Below are 18,926 nucleotides of genomic sequence, written 5' to 3'. Positions count from 1 at the left end.
CCTCCTAGTTGTTTTGTACTTCCCTTGATAGCTATATTGTGCAATTTTGCGGAGTACTTGTCATAGGTCTATAGCCCTAATTTCGCATTTACTTATTTTTGGCAGTTTTATATAAGACCAGTGAATTTTGCTGTAGCACCTTGTTCGCTCTTATCTACTTGAAGGTGGACTGGAATTTGTTGTTTTAATTCTTCTACGTGGGAAATAATACCGATAATACGACCACTAGCTTGTTGTAAGTCGGTTAAGGTTTCAATTGCTTGTTGTAATGACTCTTGGTCAAGCGTACCAAAACCTTCATCTACGAATAAGGTACCAATCTCAATTCCACCCGCTTCATTTTGAATAACGTCGGATAGACCTACTGCTAAGGCTAGGGCTGCTTTAAAGCTTTCACCACCTGATAATGATTGTACACTTCGTTCAGCGCCTGCTTGGTAATCAAAGACATTTAAATCTAGTCCCTTCGCGCCATTTCCACCCTTACCTTCGATATTTCGTTTGAAAATATAACGTTGTTGCGTCATTTCTAACAAACGGGCATTCGCAAATGATAGGATTTCATCAAAATACAAACCTAGAATATAGCGTTCAAAGGAAATGTTGCCATATTCATTCACTTTACCATTAGCAACTTGATTTAAGCGCTCCAATTCACCATAGTGTTGACCTTTATCTTGGTAGGCTTGTAAATTCTGATTAAATTGAAGCAAGCTTTGAGAAAGTTGTGCCCGAATACCAATGAGTGTGTCTTTTTCAGATCTCAATTGGGCTAAGCTTGCTTGGATTTCAACTACTAAAGCTTGATAATTCTCTTTCGTGTCGTCAATTGAGGCGTTGGCCATAGCAGTTTCATTTTTCTGGAATTCATTTTGATATACATAGGCATCTTGATCAAACTGTTTAATCTGTGCTTCAATCGTCCCCCAGTTATTGTTGGATTCATGGATGGCAATTACTTCTTCAAGGCTGAATTTACCTTGTGTAAGCATCTCTTTTAACGATGCATCTAATTGAGCGAGTTGTTGGTTAGTTTGTTGCAATTGTGCCTGCAAATTATTCATTTGCGCTTCTAATTTGGTTAATTCATTGGTTACCGCGTTCAAGCTGGCAGTCAAATTTTTCTCTGCATCTGTTGTACGTGTTAATTCAGCATTTTTGTTGTTAAATTGAGCTGTCAAGGCTTCCAATGATTCGCCAATTAATTGTGTTTTTGTTTGTTCAATCTCTGCTTGTGTTGTTTGAATACTTTGTTGGTTGCTTGCAATTTGTCCCTTCACACTTGATAGAGAAATTTGCATGCTTTGAAGCGTGCTATTAGCCTTATTAAGGGCTTCTTGAGCTGATACTACAGCTTGTTCTAACTGAGTTTTTTCTGTCTTTTTCGCATTATAGACATTCTCTGCAGCAGATAACTGTTGCCCATATTGGGATTGCAAATATGTAAAAGCATTCACCTTTGATTCGTTATCAGGATATTGTGCATTCATCTGATCGATATTGCTAGCCATTGACGCTTCTTGAAGATATTTAAAAATCAAATGATCCAACTCCATTTGTTGTGACTTGCCTCGTTCAAAAGTAACAGTATACTGATTAAACATATTTTGTGACTCAGTCATCTTGGCATTCACCATCTCTTTAGTAACTTCAGCATACTGAAGTACTGCTGGCGATGGATGATGCACACTACCACATACAGCACAAGGTTGCCCGTCAACTAATTTCTTAGCCAATTCACCAGCCATATTATCGTTATATTGCTTTGATAAAGTCATTCCGTCATTATAGGTTTGTACATATTTAGCATATTCATCTTGCCCTTGTTGATAATTCGTAAAAATGCCATTCCTCAAGGTCTTTATTTTTTCGTATTCATCAGCCATAATTTGAACTTCTTGTTTTTTAGATAAGTAGTCTTTTTCAAACGGACTTAAATCACTAACTTGTGCCAAACGAGTTTGCTTATCAGTTAAGTCTGCTTGGAGATTGGCTAAATCATTTTTTTGATAGGTATCGATTTGATGGGTTAAGGTCCCTTCCTTCGCGATAAGATCTTGATTCAATGTTTGTTTCGCTTGCAAGTTAGTGACATCATTGTGGTATCTTTGCCACTGGTTCTTAGCAACTGCCATATTTTGAATTTCTTGACGAAGTGTAGGCACTTTATCGATAAAGGGTTGCCACTCTTTAAAAGATTGGTCAATTGCTGCTTTTTGCTTCGTTACCTCTGTATATTGATCACTAGACATTTGTAACTGTTGCTCAATTTGATTTTTGCTAGTTTGGTAATTCAAAATTTGTTTGTGGACTTGGTAGCTATTGGCACTCTCCCGATATTTTTGATAAGCCACACGTAAGTCTTGAATTGCTGGCTCACGCTCTGCTAATGCTTGTCTGCGAATAACCAGGTTCTCGGCGGCGTCCAATAATTGAATTTTCTCGGTTGTCGCACGCCCTTTGTTGTCAGCCGCAAGAATTTCAGCATCGAAAGTAGCAATCTTTTGATTGAAAAAGTCTAATTTTTCTTGTGCCCACGCGGCTAATTCAGAGTGGTTACCTAGCGTTACAGCTTTTTCTACCCACTCTTTTTCAGTTAGACTTGTGCTCGTTTGACTATCAGCTGTATCGTCATTTTCACCTTGCATTGCTACCGTTTCATCGGCTACCTCAATCGTCACTTCTGGGTCTGCAAACTGAATGAAAGCCTGACTACCCGCATCAACTTGTTTTTTCAAAACCCCAACTTCTTGGGCTGCCTCTTTATACTTTTCTGCCAGTGATGCTTGAAATTTTTCGATATATCCTGTGTTAAAAATACTTCGTAAAATAGTTTCTTTATCACCCGAATTTGATTCTAGCAATTTTTTAAATTCACCTTGAGGTAGCATAACAATTTGGCGAAATTGATCCACTGTTAAACCTAGAATTTCTTGGATTTTGGTATCAACTTCGGTTGTTTTTGTATATACAAAATCTTCCCCTTCAAGTGACACTTCTGCCGCTTGTTCAGAAATTTTCTTGCCTCGTTTTTGTGGTCGGCGTTGTTTAGGAATTCGTTTAATCGTATAAGTTTTTCCATGGATTTCAAAAACTAAGGACACATATGAGACTGTTTCATCATCCGCTAATTGTGATTTTAGCTCATTCACGTTTCGTGATGAACCCGAAGTTTTACCATACAAGGCATACACAATAGCATCAAAAATCGTCGTCTTACCTGCACCTGTTGGCCCTGTAATTAGAAATAAATGTTGATTGACTAAATCGGTGAAATTAAGTGTGACCTTTTCTTTATATGGGCCAAACGCCTGGATTTCAAGTTCTAAGGGTCTCATATTAGTCCTCCTTTAAAATCTCTTTAAATACATCTTGGACGATTGTTGTTTGGTATTCTGACAATTCTTTAGCAGTATTTGCCTCATAGAAATCACCAAACTGGTCCCATACAGGTTTTTCCTGAAACACTTTACGTTCTGCAGTATGGTTGATACTTTGCTCATTTTTCAAAGCCGTATATTCCAAACTCATCGCATTGGGATAACGTTGTTTTAAGCGATTCATGGCTTCGTGTTGTGTGAACTCATCCGTTAATTCAAAGAAGATATAATCATCCGAACTCCCAGCTAAAAGGTCCTCGAATTCCCCTCGAATCACCCGCATATCGATTTTTGGCACTAATTCGTGCTTAGTCACCTCAATACTGTCATTAGCTTTATCCAAGTCGATTTCTAAGAATCCTTTATGGTGGTTGACTTCAGATTTTGAAAATTTCAAAGGAGATCCTGAGTAACGAATACGCTCAGATCCTACTTTTTGACTGCCGTGTAAATGTCCCAAGGCAACATAGTCAAAGCCTTCGAAAACATTTGTTGGGACATATTCACTCGTTCCAATACTCAAAGGTCGTTCTGATTTTGATTTCTCTAAATCCTCACCAGGATTGGCCATGCTACTAGCTGTAACATAACCATGATATAAGACGATGTTTAAGCGACTTTGGTCCCATTGTTCCTTAATTGCTTTCACTTGAACGCGTGTTGCATCCTCAATACTATGGATGGTTTCATCTGGATAAATGCGTTTAAGGGTCAAGTGATCACTGAAAGGTAGTAAGTAAATATCTGCTTCTTCAGTTGAAACTTTTGCAATTTCTTGTGTTGGCAAACCAATCATATACAAGCCCTGGTTAGCTAAAATGTCATTCGCATAAGCAACACGTTCGCCTGCATCATGGTTTCCAGAGATAATACAAATTGGGCAGTTTAATTCGCGGGTCATACGTGTCAACAGTTGATTGGCTAATTGAACGGCATCGCGACTTGGCAATGTCCGGTCATATAAATCGCCAGCCATAATAACCAAATCTGGGGCTAAGGCAATTGTTTGATTTAACCAGTCTTCTAAAATGGCTGCCTGATCCTCAATTAAAGGATGCTCATTTACGATTTTGCCAATATGCCAATCGGCAGTATGTATAATTTTCACGTAATCAACCTACTTTCTGCAATTTCTGCTAGATAAAAACACTATGAGCGTCATGATACTTCACATCTCATAGTGTTTTACTTACATTTGTCCGACAATCTTATTTTTTCAACAAGGGTTTTAAATATTTACCTGTATAAGAAGCCTTTACTTTAGCTATTTCTTCTGGCGTTCCGGTTGCTACAATCGTACCCCCATTTGCCCCGCCTTCTGGTCCGATATCAATAACATAATCCGCAGTCTTAATGACATCTAAATTATGTTCAATCACTACAACCGTATTACCTGCATCAACTAGGCGTTGAATAACATCAATTAATCGCTTAATATCTTCTGAGTGCAATCCAGTTGTTGGTTCATCTAGCACATATAAAGTATTACCTGTTGCTACTCTTTGTAGTTCAGAAGCTAATTTCATACGTTGTGCTTCCCCACCTGATAAAGATGGTGCTGGTTGACCCAATGTCACATAACCCAAACCTACATCAACGATAGCTTGCAGTTTACGACGGATTTTTGGCACAGCAGCAAAGAATTCCAATGCTTCTTCTACACGCATGTCTAAAACTTCAGCAATATTTTTGCCTTTATACTTAACTTGTAAAGTTTCCGCGTTGTAACGGGTACCGTGGCACACTTCACAAGGTACATATACATCTGGTAGGAAATGCATTTCTACCTTCAAAATACCATCACCCTTACAAGCCTCACAACGGCCCCCTTTAACGTTAAAAGAGAAACGCCCTTTGCCATATCCACGTACCTTAGCTTCGTTGGTTTGCGCGAATAAATCACGCATATCATCGAATACTGACGTATAAGTAGCTGGGTTTGATCGAGGTGTACGCCCAATTGGACTTTGATCGATATCAATCACTTTATCTAAGGATTCATAACCCGTAATTTCCTCTACAGCACCATGTGGAGTCTTGGCACGGTTCAATTGGTGCAACAAGTATTTTTTCATTACTTCGTTAATTAATGAAGATTTACCCGAACCAGAAACCCCACTCACCACATTCAATCGACCAATTGGAATATCGACATCTACATTTTTCAAGTTATTTTCACTAGCACCCTTAATATGGATAGCACCTTTATCTTCTGTACGTCGTTTTTCCGGTAATGGAATTTTACGAACACCTTTTAGATATTGTCCCGTAATAGAGTTCTCATTGTTTGCAACTTCTTCTGGTGTACCTGCGGCAACCACTTGACCACCGAATTCGCCTGCACCTGGTCCCATATCGATTAAGTAATCTGCTTCCTTCATTGTTTCTTCGTCATGTTCTACAACGATTAGGGTATTGCCTAAATCACGCATACGTTTCAATGATTTAATTAAACGGTCATTATCACGTTGATGCAACCCAATAGATGGCTCATCCAAGACATACATAATACCTGAAAGATTTGATCCGATTTGAGTAGCTAAACGAATACGTTGTGCTTCCCCACCAGACAGGGTACCTGCTGAACGATCCAAGGTTAAGTAATCTAAACCTACTTCTTGTAAGAAATTCAAGCGTGAACCAATTTCACGCATGATTGGTTTGGCAATCGTATTATTTTGATCAGACATATCTAATCCGTTGAAAAAATCTACCGTATCTACAATGGCTTTATGTGTTACTTCAGCGATATCTTGCCCGCCAACTTTAACAGATAAAGCTTGACGGTTTAAACGTTTCCCATGACAAACTTGGCATTCAAGTTCAGTCATATATTGGCCCATCGCTTCGCGCATTGCTTTAGATTGGCTCGATTGATAACGTCGACGTACGTTTGGAATAACCCCTTCAAATACGCGCATTTTATCTTGAACGGATCCAAATTCATTTTCAAAATGGAAATGGAATTCCTTATCTCCGGAACCGTACAAGATAAGGTCTTGTTGTTCTTGCGTCAATTCTTTGAATGGCACATCCATTGGAATATCAAATGCTTGAGCTGCTTGTTTTAAAATTGTTGGATAGTAAGCTGAACCTTTTGAATTCCAAGGTTGGATAGCCCCTTCTTCAAGGCTCTTGTTTCTATCGGGTACGATTAAATTAGGGTCAGCTTCAATTTTAGAGCCAAGACCAGTACATTCTTCACAGGCACCATAAGGCGCATTGAAAGAGAATAAACGAGGTTCTAGTTCACCTACTGTAAAACCACAGTGTGGACATGAATAATGTTCAGAAAATAAAATTTCATCACCATCAATTAAGTCACATACTGCATAACCATCTGCTAAACGTAAAGCTGCTTCTAAAGAGTCAGCCAAACGCGAACGGATACCGTCTTTAATTACCAAACGGTCGATGACAATATCAATTTGATGTTTTTTATTTTTATCCAATTCAGGAATATCATCGATGTCATAAATTTCGCCATCAATACGCACACGAACGTATCCTTGCTTTTGGATACCTTCGATAATTTTTTTATGTTGTCCTTTTTTGCCATAGACAATGGGTGACAAAATTTGGATTTTTGTACGCTCTGGTAAGTCTAATATACGGTCAATCATTTGGTCCAAAGATTCACTCGTAATTTCTGTGCCGTCATTAGGACAGATAGGTTGTCCTACACGCGCATACAAAAGTCGTAAATAATCATTCACTTCAGTAATTGTTCCAACTGTTGAGCGTGGATTACGACTTGTTGTTTTTTGGTCAATAGAGATAGCTGGACTTAATCCTTCAATACTGTCTACCTCAGGTTTCTCTGTATTACCCAAAAATTGACGAGCGAATGCAGATAGACTTTCTACATAACGACGTTGTCCCTCTGCATATAGGGTATCAAAGGCCAAAGTGGATTTACCAGATCCTGATAGACCTGTCACAACGACCATTTGATCACGTGGAATATCGATATCAATATTCTTCAAATTGTGGGAACGTGCGCCTCTTACTTTTATCAAATCTCTCACTAATGCCACTCCTTACAATCTTTTCTCTTAGTAGTTGGAACGATATTTCTTCATTTATTTATTATGACATATTTTTTAAAAGTCATTTCATCAAATCGCTTGATTGCATTTAAATTATACCAAACACATGTTCTTTGTTCAATGTTAACGGTTAAAAGTCATGCAATATTTCAGCTAGTAATTACAAAAAAAGCCACCAACCAACGTTGGTGACTCCGAGTAGTCAAATTTGAATTTAAATGGCTTAACCAAAGCGTCCTGCAACGTAGTCCGCAGTTTGCGAATTAGTTGGGTTATTGAAGATTTGATCAGTTTCACCAAATTCGATGATATGTGATTTACCTGGGCCTGTTTCTGGGTCAGCATAGAAGAATCCAGTGTAGTCAGAAACACGCGCAGCTTGTTGCATGTTGTGTGTAACGATAACGATTGTGTAGTCATCACGTAATTGTTGTACCAATTCTTCAACTTTTAAAGTTGAGATTGGGTCCAATGCAGATGTAGGTTCGTCCATCAATAAAACATCAGGTTTTACTGCTAAGGCACGAGCGATACATACACGTTGTTGTTGACCACCAGAAATAGACATACCACTCTTGTTTAAATTGTCTTTTACTTCATCCCAAATTGCAGCACCACGTAATGAAGTTTCTACAATTTCGTCTAGTTCATTTTTATCTTTGATACCGTGGGTACGTGGACCGTAAGCGATGTTATCGTAGATTGACATTGGGAATGGGTTTGGTTGTTGGAAAACCATACCAACGTTTTTACGTAAAAGGTTTAAGTTTACGTCACGATCATAAATGTTTTTACCGTCTAAAGTAATTTGACCTGTTACTTTACAGCCCTCTACAAGGTCATTCATACGGTTTAAACTTTTAATGAAAGTAGATTTACCAGAACCTGAAGGTCCGATTAACGCAGTTACTTGTTTTTCATAGATTGGCATATTAATGCCTTCTAAAGCTTTGAAATTACCATAGAATAAATCCATGTTCTCAGCATTCATTTTAATATTTAAATTATTCTCAGCCATAATTATTTTTGTTCTCCTTTTGTAAACTGTTGTGATAGCCAAGTTGACAAACCATTAACAATCAACACAACAAGCAATAAGACAACACCTGTTGCATTTGCTTGATCACGGTGTAAACCTTCACTTGATAGTACATACATATGTAACGCTAATGTACGACCAGAAGAGAAGATTGAGTTAGGAAGTGAAGTTGACGTACCTAATGTATACATTAACGCAGCCGTTTCACCAACGATACGTCCGATTGCAAGGATGATACCAGATAAGATACCAGGCATAGCAATTGGTAAAACAATCTTGAAGATTGTACGTAATTTACCAGCACCTAGACCAAAACTTGCTTGACGTAAGCTATCTTTTACAGACATTAATGCTTCTTCTGTGTTACGAATAATTAACGGTAAAACCATGATTGCCATGGTTAAGATACCAGAAATTAATGAATACTGCAATTGTGCAGCGGAAACAAATGCAAGCATACCGAACAAACCGAATACGATAGAAGGTACACCTGTTAAAGTATCTGTTGCGATACGGATACCTTCAACCCATTTGTTGTTCTTACCAGCATATTCTACTAGATAAAAACCAGCAAATACACCAAAAGGAATGGCAATTAGTAATGAACCTGCAATAACATATAAAGTTGTGATAATGGAAGGAACCATAGAAACATTATCTGTTGTGTAGTTCCATGCGAACAAGTCACTTGTTAAATGTGGGATACCAGATACAAGAACGTAACCAACAATCCAAATTAAAGAAGCAAATGTAATTGCCGCAAAGAAATAAGTGAATCCACGTAATACTTTAGACATTAGTTATTTACCCCCGTTCTCTTCACGTATGCAAAAATAGCATTAATGATTAGGATAATAACAAATAGAACAGCACCAGTAGCGATCAATGCACTTTGGTGTGTACCAGTTGCATAAGCCATTTCCAAGATGATATTGGCAGTCATTGTACGGGCACCTAAGAACAAGCTCTGAGGGAACATTGCTTGGTTACCAGCAACCATTACTACGGCCATTGTTTCACCAACAGCACGACCAATACCTAAGATTACTGATGAATAAATACCAGAACGAGCAGCAGGCATCATGATTGAATATGAAGTTCTATCATGGTCGGCACCTAAACCAACAGATGCTTGATAGTAAGTTTTCGGTACTGCACGTAATGAAGATTCAGACATTGTAATAATAGTAGGTAAAATCATAATTGCTAATACGATACCTGCAGTTGCGATACTCATACCATTTGAAGCAAAACCTAACGCTCTTGCAAGTGAACGAATAGCGGGTACTAAAACTTGTAAACCAAAGTAACCAAATACAATAGAAGGAATACCTGACATTAAGTTAGTCGCAGGTTTTAAAATTTTATGTAATGCTGGTGGACAGTAGTATGCCATAAACATTGCTGTAAAAATACCAGTTGGTACTCCTAAAACAAATGCAATTAGCGTTACATAAAGTGATCCTACTAACATTGGTGCTAAGCCAAATACTTCTTGAGATGGTTGCCAAGTGTCACCAAACAAGAAATTACCAAAGCCATAGTCGGCCATAAATGGAATACCTCTTGCAAAAATAAAGTAACAGATAGCTAACAAAGCAAGAATTGATGTAAAAGCCGCAAACATGAAGACATACTTCATGACATTTTCCAACAAATTATTTTGTTTCATATGCTCTCCTTATCAAATTCAATTGAATAAAAAATATCTACCAAAGAATTATAACGTATTCAAAGGGTTATTTGCACCCATAATTTCATAATCCTCTTGCTGATACCATAATTGATTGTTCTTCCTTTTTAATAAAAAATGAGCCGCTACTATATAGGAGTAGCAGCTCTAATAAGATAAATCATTAGTTGTTACTAACGAGTGTTAATTATTGAACGTCAGCCCAGTCAGTGATTTCGCCAGTGAAGATACCTTTGATTGTTTCAACTGAGATGTCTTCTAAACCATTTTCAGGGTTAACAATAACTGCAACACCGTCAGTAGCGATTGCTTCAGCAGTAACGCCAGTTTCGTCTTCAGCTAATGCACGAGAAGCCATACCTAAGTCAGCAGTACCTTCAGCAGCAGCAGTAACACCTGCAGATGAACCGTTAGAAGTGATGTTTACTTGAACATCTGGGTTAGCAGCTTGGTAAGCTTCAGCAATTTTTTCCATTACTGGAGAAACTGAAGTTGAACCAACAACGTTGATTGAACCAGATTGAGAACCGTCACCTTCGTAAGCAGCTGCTTCAGCATCTGCTGCTACGTAACCTTCTTCAACAACGATTGCTTGACCTTCTTCAGAGAAGATGAAGTCGTGGAAGTCAGCTACAACGCCTTCTAATTCGCCTTGGTATACAATGTTGAATGGACGAGAAATAGCGTAAGAACCGTCAGCAACTGTTTCTTCAGTTGGTGCAACACCGTCAACAGATACAGCTTTAACTGTGTCGTTTAATGAACCTAATGAGATGTAACCAATTGCATTTGGATCATCAGCAACAGCTGTCATAACTTGGTCAGTACCGTTCATGATTGTTGCAGCAGCACTTGTGTTATCAACGTCATCTTCCATAACGCCAGTAGCTTCGATGAAAGCGTCACGAGTACCAGAACCTTCTTCACGAGAGATTACTGAGATAGCACCTGTAACAGCGTTTGTAGCTTCTGCTGAAGATGATTCAGTTGAAGTTGCATCTGATGATGCAGCTGAAGATTCTTCAGTTGATGCAGAGTTACCACATGCAGCTAATGCAGCTGATGCACCTAAAGCTAAAACTAATTTAGAAAACTTGTTAAAAGTCATTTAATATTTCCACCTTTTCTTTTCTTAATCCATAAAAACATAGTTCCAAACGATTACAGTGCTTATTATATAGAACGATTGTTAAAAAATAAGATGTTTAAATGTAAATATGGTGGTTTTGTGTAAATTAATTGTAAAGGTTGTGTAAATTCGATTAAAGAATGCTCATTTAATCCAGGTTTTCATTTTCAAACGACAATATCTGCATAAAAATTAATCATCGTCATCCATATCTTCGTCTTCATCAACGTCATAAGCCGCTACTTCTACTGCTACTTTAGGAATATAGACTGTAAAATGAGTGCCTTCTCCAAAGGTACTTTCTACCTCGATACGCCCATTCATATGCTCGATAATATTCCGTACAATGGAAAGTCCTAAGCCTGTCCCGCCTGATGCGGTAGATCGGTCTTTACTTACCCGATAAAAACGTTCAAAGATACGTGGTAAATCTTCTTGAGGGATACCTAAACCATTATCGCTGATGTCAAAACGGACAAAATCCCCTTCTTCGCCCACTGCAACTTCTACATAGCCATATGGATTATTGTAAATAATTGCGTTATGAACTAGATTGGTCAAGACTTGCATGACCCGTCCCTTATCTCCTCTAAAATGAACGGATTGACCACTTGAATTAATCAAACGTATATCAATCGATTTAGCCTGTGCACGTCCACTTAAGTGTTGGAAGACATCATTTACAATGTCCTCAGGCACTAGCAATTCAACTTTTTGTTGCACTTGATCTTGTTCAATTTTAGCTAAATCTAAAATATCTTGAATCAATGAACCGAGGCGATTACTTTCTTTCTGCATAATCTTAACGAATTCTACTGCTGTGTCGTGATCTTCGATGGCACCATCCAGTAGTGTTTCAGAGAAACCTTGCAATGCGGTAACCGGCGTCTTCAACTCATGAGAGGCATTAGAAATAAAGTCGCTTCGTACTTTTTCCAAACGGCGAATATCGGTAATATCATATATTAATAGAATGATTTGTTCCGATGAGTCGTTTCCATCGTATTCATGTGCGCTATCTGGGTTGTAAGCAACGTCCATTTCTTGGGCACTTAAATAGATGATATTGACATCTAGAATCACTTCGCGCGGATAGTATAGGTAAATTTCTTCGTTGATTTTTTGTTTGGTTTTTGATGCCTTGTTCAACATTTGAATCAAACGGTAGGATTGCAAAACTTCTTCGAAGCGGCGCCCCTCAATTTGTTCATCCAAGCCTAAAATATCATAGACGGCTGGGTTGGCCAATTGGATGGTGTGGTTGCTATCTACCATTACGACACCTAACATCATCGCTTCTACTAACTTGTTCATCCGGTGGGCTTGGCTAGAAATTTGAAATTCTTGTAAGGCCAATTCATCGGCTAAAATATTGATATTCTCACCGATTTCGTCAAACTCTTTGATATCAACCTTTTTATATTGCACATCATAGTCATTATTGGCCATATGCGTAAGCTGATCGTTAATTGCAGCCATAGGTAGCACCATTTTGCGGTTAAAATGCATGAAAAATGCCACAAGTAAGGATACTGCTGCCAATCCCATGAAGACAGCTATTTTTGTGATATTATCTTGAACTTGCTCATTCATTGGGAAGTTACGTAAGACTTGTATATATCCTAAAACCTCTCCCTTTGAATTGGAGATACGTTCTGTATAGGAATAAATCACTGAATTTTCTTCTGTAGTTTCTTGCTCAAAACGGTTATCCATATTAGCTTCATAGGATCTAAAGGCAGCATCATTGGATAATTGCTCATTCCCCATGCTATACACACGTTTCCCATCCGCAGAATAAATCAAGATACGGTCATTGAGATTGACCATGGGTTGAATGATTTGTTTTAGTTCCCTAAATTCATTGGTATTTTCCACCAAATCATCCGGTTCTACTGAACGGAAACTTGGTCGGATTGTGGACACAACATTGACCAAGGTATTTTGGACCTCAGTATTCACAGTTTCAGACACAAAATTATTTACGGTAAGAGCAAAGATCACACTATATAAAATAAACAACAGTGCGAACACTGTTGTTATGCTTTGAATCAATTTTTGCATTAGTTTGGTACCTCGAATTTATAGCCGAATCCACGTACAGTAATAATGTATTCAGGATTTTTGGTGTCTAGTTCGATTTTTTCGCGCAAATGACTCACATGAACGTCCACAATACGTGTTTCGCCTGCGTAGTCAAAGCGCCATAATTTTTGTAACAATTGCTCTCTAGATAAGGTACGGTTCACACGACGCGCCATATATGTAAGCAATTCAAATTCTTTCGGTGTCATTTCGATAGATTCACCGCGCACGTAGACCACGTAGTCATTGACGTGAATTTCGATGTCACCAGCACGAATAATTTCAACATCTTCATCTTTATAATTACCCACTGAATCCTTTGTTAAGGTAATTTCATGTTTTTCATCATTTTTTTCAACGACAACATTTGATGAAGAATAAGAAGCACGACGTAAAATCGCCTTCATACGCGCTAATACTTCACGCGGACTGAAGGGTTTTGTCATATAATCATCTGCACCTAATTCCAAACCAATGATACGTTCAAGCTCATCGTCCTTGGCAGTTAACATTAAAATTGGTGTATTCACCTTATTTAAACGTAGATTTTTACATACATCCATACCATCCATTTTGGGCAACATTAAGTCCAAAATAATAAAATCAAGGTCATCCTTCATAGCGATGTCAAATCCAGTTTGACCATCTTCCGCTTGAATCACTTCATAACCTTCTTTTTCTAAGCTATATTTCAATAAGGTTAGGATAGATTGCTCATCATCCACAATTAATACTTTTTTCATTCGTTTCCTCCAAAGAAAATTTGAGGATTCCATAGCTTACGCAAGCTAAACCCCATCAATTGATTCATACGTGTGCTTTCGCCTTATTATATAACGAATACTTGCAATTTGAAAATGCCGTTCCTAAGGTGAAAAAGACAAGCACGGCCTTTTTCACGCAAAGCAACAGCCAGCCGACTTCTAAATAGTCGTATCGTCGTCGCCTAATTGACCTTTCAAATAAGCATCAATAAAACCGTCTAAATCGCCATCCATTACGCCTTGAACGTTGGCTGTCTCGTGTCCGGTACGGTGATCTTTTACCATATTATACGGATGGAAGACATACGAACGAATTTGCGAACCCCAAGCAATCTCAGATTTTTCACCGCGGATTTCATCCAATTCTTTAGCATTTTTCTCAGCCAACAAATGCGCTAATTTTGCTTGCAACATTTTCATCGCTGTATCCCTGTTTTGGAATTGCGAACGTTGACTTTGAGACGCCACCACAATACCTGTAGGCACATGGGTCAAACGAACCGCTGATGATGTTTTATTAATATGTTGTCCACCGGCACCTGAGGCACGGAAAACATCCATTTGAATATCCGATTCATCGATATCAATCTCTGTATTTTGATCAAGTACAGGCATAATTTCTACCGACGCAAAAGATGTATGACGACGGTTATTGGAATCAAATGGCGAAATACGAACTAAACGATGGATACCATCTTCAGAACGCAAGAAACCATAAGCATTTAGGCCTTTAATTTCCAAGGTTACTGATTTAATCCCTGCTTCATCACCATTTTGATATTCCAAAGTGGTAACTTGGTAATCATGTTGCTCTGCCCATCTTTGGTACATTCTAAGTAACATACTAGCCCAGTCTTGGGATTCTGTACCACCAGCACCTGGATGGATTTCTAATAAGGCATCATTATGGTCATATTCTCCACTCAGTAAAATATTCCGTTCATAAGCCGAAATTTTACTTTGGTATGCCGTGATACCTTCCTCTAATTCAGCCTGTAATTCGGCATCCGGCTCTTCTTTTACCATCTCATTTAAAAGAGATAAATTTTCCCATTCAGCTGCCAAATCATTGAAACTGTCATAGACTTTCTTCAAATTGTTGTTTTGGTCAATCACAGCTTGGGCTTTTTCAGAGTTATCCCAAAATCCGGGTTGAACCATTTCACTTTCAAGTGCAGCTAAATCAGCTTCTAATTTATCTAAGTCAAAGAGACCCCCTGAAGCTATCGATTTGTGTTTTGTTTTGCTCTAATAAGGCATTTATTTCATATTGTTCCATTTGTCGTTCTCTCCTCATAAAAACATAGAGACCAAACCTAATCATTCAAATATGATACCGTGTTTAGTCTCTATTTGTTTACAATTTATATAATTATACTTGGCTACGGTCTAAGTTTTGACGAATTTCTGATTGCATAAACATACGTGTTGCATCATATTCGATACCAGCAATCATTTCATTAAAGCGTTCAAAACCTTCAGATTGGTATTCTACCAATGGGTTATTTTGCGCATAAGCACGTAGACCCACACCTTGACGCAATTGGTCCATTGCATCGATATGATCTGTCCAGTGGCTATCAACCGCACGCAAGATGACTACTTTTTCAAATTCTAGGGCTAAATCTTTATTGTTGATTGAGTCTAGTTTTTGGTTAAAACGGTCAGCCGCCTTGTTTGTAATATACGCTGTAATTTCTTTAGGATTCTTACCTTCTAAATCTGAAATTTCAACTTTCGTATTACGGTATAGGCTAGTTTCCGCAAAGTCAGCAAGGGCTTCTAAGTTCCAGTCAGCCTTGTCACCAGATGTGTATAGGTCAACTTGGCGTTGAATTGTACGTTCAATCATTGGCCACATTACATCATCCAATGATTCTTCAGCAGAAATCACTTCAAAACGTTGTGCATAGATGATATCACGTTGTTGACGCATTACTTCATCGTACTCAAGGACGTTTTTACGTGTATCGTAGTTATTCCCTTCAACACGAATTTGTGCACCTTCAACTTGACGTGTAATCATTTTTGATTCGATCACCATATCAGGATCATCTTGATCAATATTTAGGCTTTCCCATAATTGTTGGATACGTTCTGAACCGAAACGACGCATTACGTCATCTTCTAATGATAGGTAGAAACGAGAGTATCCAGGGTCACCTTGACGACCAGCACGACCACGTAACTGGTTATCAATACGACGAGATTCATGACGTTCAGTACCAATAACAGCTAAACCGCCTAATTCTCGAACACCAGGGCCAAGTTTAATATCGGTACCACGACCAGCCATGTTTGTCGCAATCGTAACGACACCTTGTTGACCAGCATCCGCTACAATTTGCGCTTCACGTTCATGGTTTTTCGCATTCAACACATTATGTTTAATGCCAATACGGTCCAATTCAGCTGAAAGCATTTCAGATGTTTCTACAGCAACCGTACCTACAAGTACTGGTTGTCCTTTTTCATGACGTTCTTTAATGTCAGCAATAACCGCTCTAAATTTAGATTTCAAGTTTGGATATAAAACGTCCGATTTATCTTCACGAATAACTGGTTTATTTGTTGGAATTTGAATAACGTTCATGTTGTAAATTTCACGGAATTCTTCTTCTTCAGTTTTCGCTGTACCAGTCATACCTGATAATTTTTCATACATTCTGAAGTAGTTTTGGAAAGTAATCGTTGCCATTGTTTTAGATTCGTTTTGAATCCCAACATTTTCTTTCGCTTCAATCCCTTGGTGTAAACCATCTGAGAAGCGACGCCCTTCCATGATACGACCAGTAAAGCCATCAACGATTTTTACTTCACCATCTACAACAACATAGTCGATGTTTAAGATCATGATGTAGTTGGCACGTAAAGCTGTATCGATATGGTGAATTAAACGACCATTTTCGATATCGTAAAGGTTTTTCACATGGAAAACTTCTTCCGCTTTTTCAATACCAGATTCAGTTAAAGCGATTGTTTTAGAAGATACATCGATAATGTAATCTTCATCTTCTTTCAAGCTCTTTACAAAGTAGTCTGCACGTTGGTATAAAGCAGTTGATTGTTCTGCTTGGTTTGAGATGATTAATGGTGTACGCGCCTCATCAATTAAGATAGAGTCCACTTCATCGACAACAGCATAATACAATGGACGTTGTACCATTTGGCGTTTGTAAACGACCATGTTGTCACGTAAGTAGTCGAAACCTAATTCATTATTTGTTGAATACGTAACGTCGCATGCATAAGCAGCACGTTTTTCATCATTATTCATACCTGCTTGGTTCAACCCAACTGTTAAGCCCAAGAAACGGTATAACTCACCCATTTGCGCCGAGTCACGACTTGCCAAATAATCATTGACTGTTACTACGTGAACACCTTTACCAGTTAAGGCATTTAAGTATACAGGCATTGTTTCAGTCAAAGTTTTACCTTCACCCGTTTTCATTTCGGCAATATTACCGTAGTGTAAAGCCAAACCACCCATGATTTGTACATGGTAAGGGAATAAGCCTAACACACGTTTCGCACCTTCACGAACAGTCGCGAAAGCTTCTACTAAGATATCTTCTAGATCTTCACCTAAAGCCAAACGATCTTGGAATGACTTAGTCATATCTTTTAATTGGTCATCAGTATATTTAGCAAATCGATCCTCTAAAGCCTCGACTTGTTTTGCTTGTTTATTGAATTTTTTCAAATCTTTCTTTTGGTTATCAAAGATTTTCTTTAATACGTTAGCCATTATTTTCTCCTTCGGTGTTAGAAACTTGGATAAATGTTGATTTTGTAGGCTTCATGTAATCGTTTAGTGCCCACTAACCCAATTTATTTATATTCTATTATATGATAGCATTAAAATTTTGTCATTAAAACCACTATTGTTTAAGGATTTTCGAAATATCTGAGACAAGCGTTTCAAATAAAGCCATCGAATGAATAAAAACAACTGAATGGAAGGTACGCTGTAAGGATGGATTCAGAATATGTCCTAGCTTGTATTTGCTCGGAAATGCAAAAAAGAGAGTAGGACATGATATCCTACCCTCCTTCAAAAACATTAGAAAGAAGTGTTTCTATGCTTCGTCAGCATCTTCTTCAATAGCAATTAGACCATAAGAACCTTTACGACGAGCGTAAACTAAAGCTCCTTTACCAGTTTCTGCATCTTCAAAGATGAAGAAATTGTGGCCTAGCATTTCCATTTGAAGAACGGCTTCTTCAGCTGTCATTGGTTTAACAGACAAGGTTTTGCGACGAACAATTTTGATTTGTTCATTTGAAGTTTCATCAGTCGCTTCAAACTCTTGACGGTCAGCTTCTACTTGGATGTTCACTGCCTCCGTTAAACCTTCGCCTTCACGAGACTTACGGTTCATTTTAGTTTTATACTTACGTACTTGACGTTCCAACTTATCTACCACTAAATCGATAGATCCGTATAAATCTTGAGACGTTTCTTCTGCACGTAAAGTTAAACCACCTGTTAAAGGAATCGTAACTTCTGCTTTGGCATCCTTGTTCGGATAAACTTTAGCATTTACATAAACAGTTGCATCTGGTGAATTCGTAAAGAATCGCTCCACTTTAGAGATTTTCTTTTCAGCGTACTCTCTAATTGCTGGCGTAATTTCAATATTCTCACCGCGGACATTATATGTAAACATAATCTTTCATCCTTTCTACCAGTAAATAAATTTACTGGGAAGCATTTTCTGCTTCTTTTATAGTATATTAATTATACTCGAAATCGCTTTCTTATACAAATAAGACACTCTCTT

The 18,926-nt window shown here is 38.1% G+C and carries 12 protein-coding genes; all 12 read right to left on the bottom strand.

The features are described from left to right. Positions 1-107: 107 nt before the first annotated feature. Positions 108-3,338, bottom strand: coding sequence for an AAA family ATPase (locus tag EF384_RS00315; protein ID WP_123779017.1), 3,231 nt, complete (start codon positions 3,336-3,338; stop codon positions 108-110). A gap of 1 nt (position 3,339) precedes the next feature. Next, on the bottom strand, positions 3,340-4,488 hold the full coding sequence (locus EF384_RS00310) for an exonuclease SbcCD subunit D (protein WP_123779016.1): 1,149 nt from the start codon (positions 4,486-4,488) through the stop codon (positions 3,340-3,342). Positions 4,489-4,588: 100 nt separating this feature from the next. Beyond that, complete coding sequence (gene uvrA, locus EF384_RS00305; RefSeq protein ID WP_123779015.1) at positions 4,589-7,408, bottom strand: excinuclease ABC subunit UvrA; 2,820 nt, start codon at positions 7,406-7,408, stop codon at positions 4,589-4,591. 244 nt (positions 7,409-7,652) lie between these two features. Beyond that, complete coding sequence (gene pstB / locus EF384_RS00300; protein WP_123779014.1) at positions 7,653-8,447, bottom strand: phosphate ABC transporter ATP-binding protein PstB; 795 nt, start codon at positions 8,445-8,447, stop codon at positions 7,653-7,655. Between the two features lie 2 nt (positions 8,448-8,449). Beyond that, positions 8,450-9,265: a phosphate ABC transporter permease PstA gene (pstA, locus tag EF384_RS00295; protein ID WP_123779013.1), complete on the bottom strand. Its 816-nt coding sequence runs from the start codon at positions 9,263-9,265 to the stop codon at positions 8,450-8,452. Further along, positions 9,265-10,140, bottom strand: coding sequence for a phosphate ABC transporter permease subunit PstC (pstC, locus tag EF384_RS00290; RefSeq protein ID WP_123779012.1), 876 nt, complete (start codon positions 10,138-10,140; stop codon positions 9,265-9,267). Before pstC ends, pstA begins: the two co-directional genes overlap by 1 nt. A gap of 208 nt (positions 10,141-10,348) precedes the next feature. Further along, positions 10,349-11,269 (bottom strand): substrate-binding domain-containing protein, encoded by a 921-nt coding sequence (locus EF384_RS00285; RefSeq protein WP_123779011.1) that lies wholly within the window; start codon positions 11,267-11,269, stop codon positions 10,349-10,351. 213 nt (positions 11,270-11,482) lie between these two features. Then, on the bottom strand, positions 11,483-13,354 hold the full coding sequence (gene pnpS, locus EF384_RS00280; protein ID WP_123779010.1) for a two-component system histidine kinase PnpS: 1,872 nt from the start codon (positions 13,352-13,354) through the stop codon (positions 11,483-11,485). Then, positions 13,354-14,118: a response regulator transcription factor gene (locus EF384_RS00275; RefSeq protein WP_123779009.1), complete on the bottom strand. Its 765-nt coding sequence runs from the start codon at positions 14,116-14,118 to the stop codon at positions 13,354-13,356. Before EF384_RS00275 ends, pnpS begins: the two co-directional genes overlap by 1 nt. Before the next feature lie 180 nt (positions 14,119-14,298). After that, positions 14,299-15,418, bottom strand: a protein-coding gene (gene prfB / locus EF384_RS00270) for a peptide chain release factor 2 (RefSeq protein ID WP_199729682.1) whose coding sequence is annotated in 2 segments (ribosomal slippage) — positions 14,299-15,345 and positions 15,347-15,418 — 1,119 coding nt in all. Because the reading frame shifts where the segments join, the coding sequence is not laid out codon by codon here. A gap of 93 nt (positions 15,419-15,511) precedes the next feature. Continuing rightward, on the bottom strand, positions 15,512-17,890 hold the full coding sequence (secA, locus tag EF384_RS00265; protein ID WP_123779007.1) for a preprotein translocase subunit SecA: 2,379 nt from the start codon (positions 17,888-17,890) through the stop codon (positions 15,512-15,514). A gap of 331 nt (positions 17,891-18,221) precedes the next feature. Then, positions 18,222-18,812, bottom strand: a complete 591-nt coding sequence (gene hpf / locus EF384_RS00260; RefSeq protein ID WP_123779006.1) for a ribosome hibernation-promoting factor, HPF/YfiA family — start codon at positions 18,810-18,812, stop codon at positions 18,222-18,224. Positions 18,813-18,926 lie beyond the last annotated feature (114 nt).

Origin of the sequence: Aerococcus agrisoli (assembly GCF_003797145.1) — a bacterium.
Taxonomy (GTDB): domain Bacteria; phylum Bacillota; class Bacilli; order Lactobacillales; family Aerococcaceae; genus Aerococcus; species Aerococcus agrisoli.
Note: the sequence above shows the minus strand (reverse complement) of the source record. Positions and strands in the feature narration are given on the sequence as shown.

Coding starts and splice junctions, on each gene's coding strand:
- EF384_RS00315 (WP_123779017.1), bottom strand. CDS start 3,338: ATGAGACCCTTAGAACTTGAAATCCAGGCGTTTGGCCCATATAAAGAA.
- pstB (WP_123779014.1), bottom strand. CDS start 8,447: ATGGCTGAGAATAATTTAAATATTAAAATGAATGCTGAGAACATGGAT.
- pstA (WP_123779013.1), bottom strand. CDS start 9,265: ATGTCTAAAGTATTACGTGGATTCACTTATTTCTTTGCGGCAATTACA.
- pstC (WP_123779012.1), bottom strand. CDS start 10,140: ATGAAACAAAATAATTTGTTGGAAAATGTCATGAAGTATGTCTTCATG.
- EF384_RS00285 (WP_123779011.1), bottom strand. CDS start 11,269: ATGACTTTTAACAAGTTTTCTAAATTAGTTTTAGCTTTAGGTGCATCA.
- pnpS (WP_123779010.1), bottom strand. CDS start 13,354: ATGCAAAAATTGATTCAAAGCATAACAACAGTGTTCGCACTGTTGTTT.
- EF384_RS00275 (WP_123779009.1), bottom strand. CDS start 14,118: ATGAAAAAAGTATTAATTGTGGATGATGAGCAATCTATCCTAACCTTA.
- secA (WP_123779007.1), bottom strand. CDS start 17,890: ATGGCTAACGTATTAAAGAAAATCTTTGATAACCAAAAGAAAGATTTG.
- hpf (WP_123779006.1), bottom strand. CDS start 18,812: ATGTTTACATATAATGTCCGCGGTGAGAATATTGAAATTACGCCAGCA.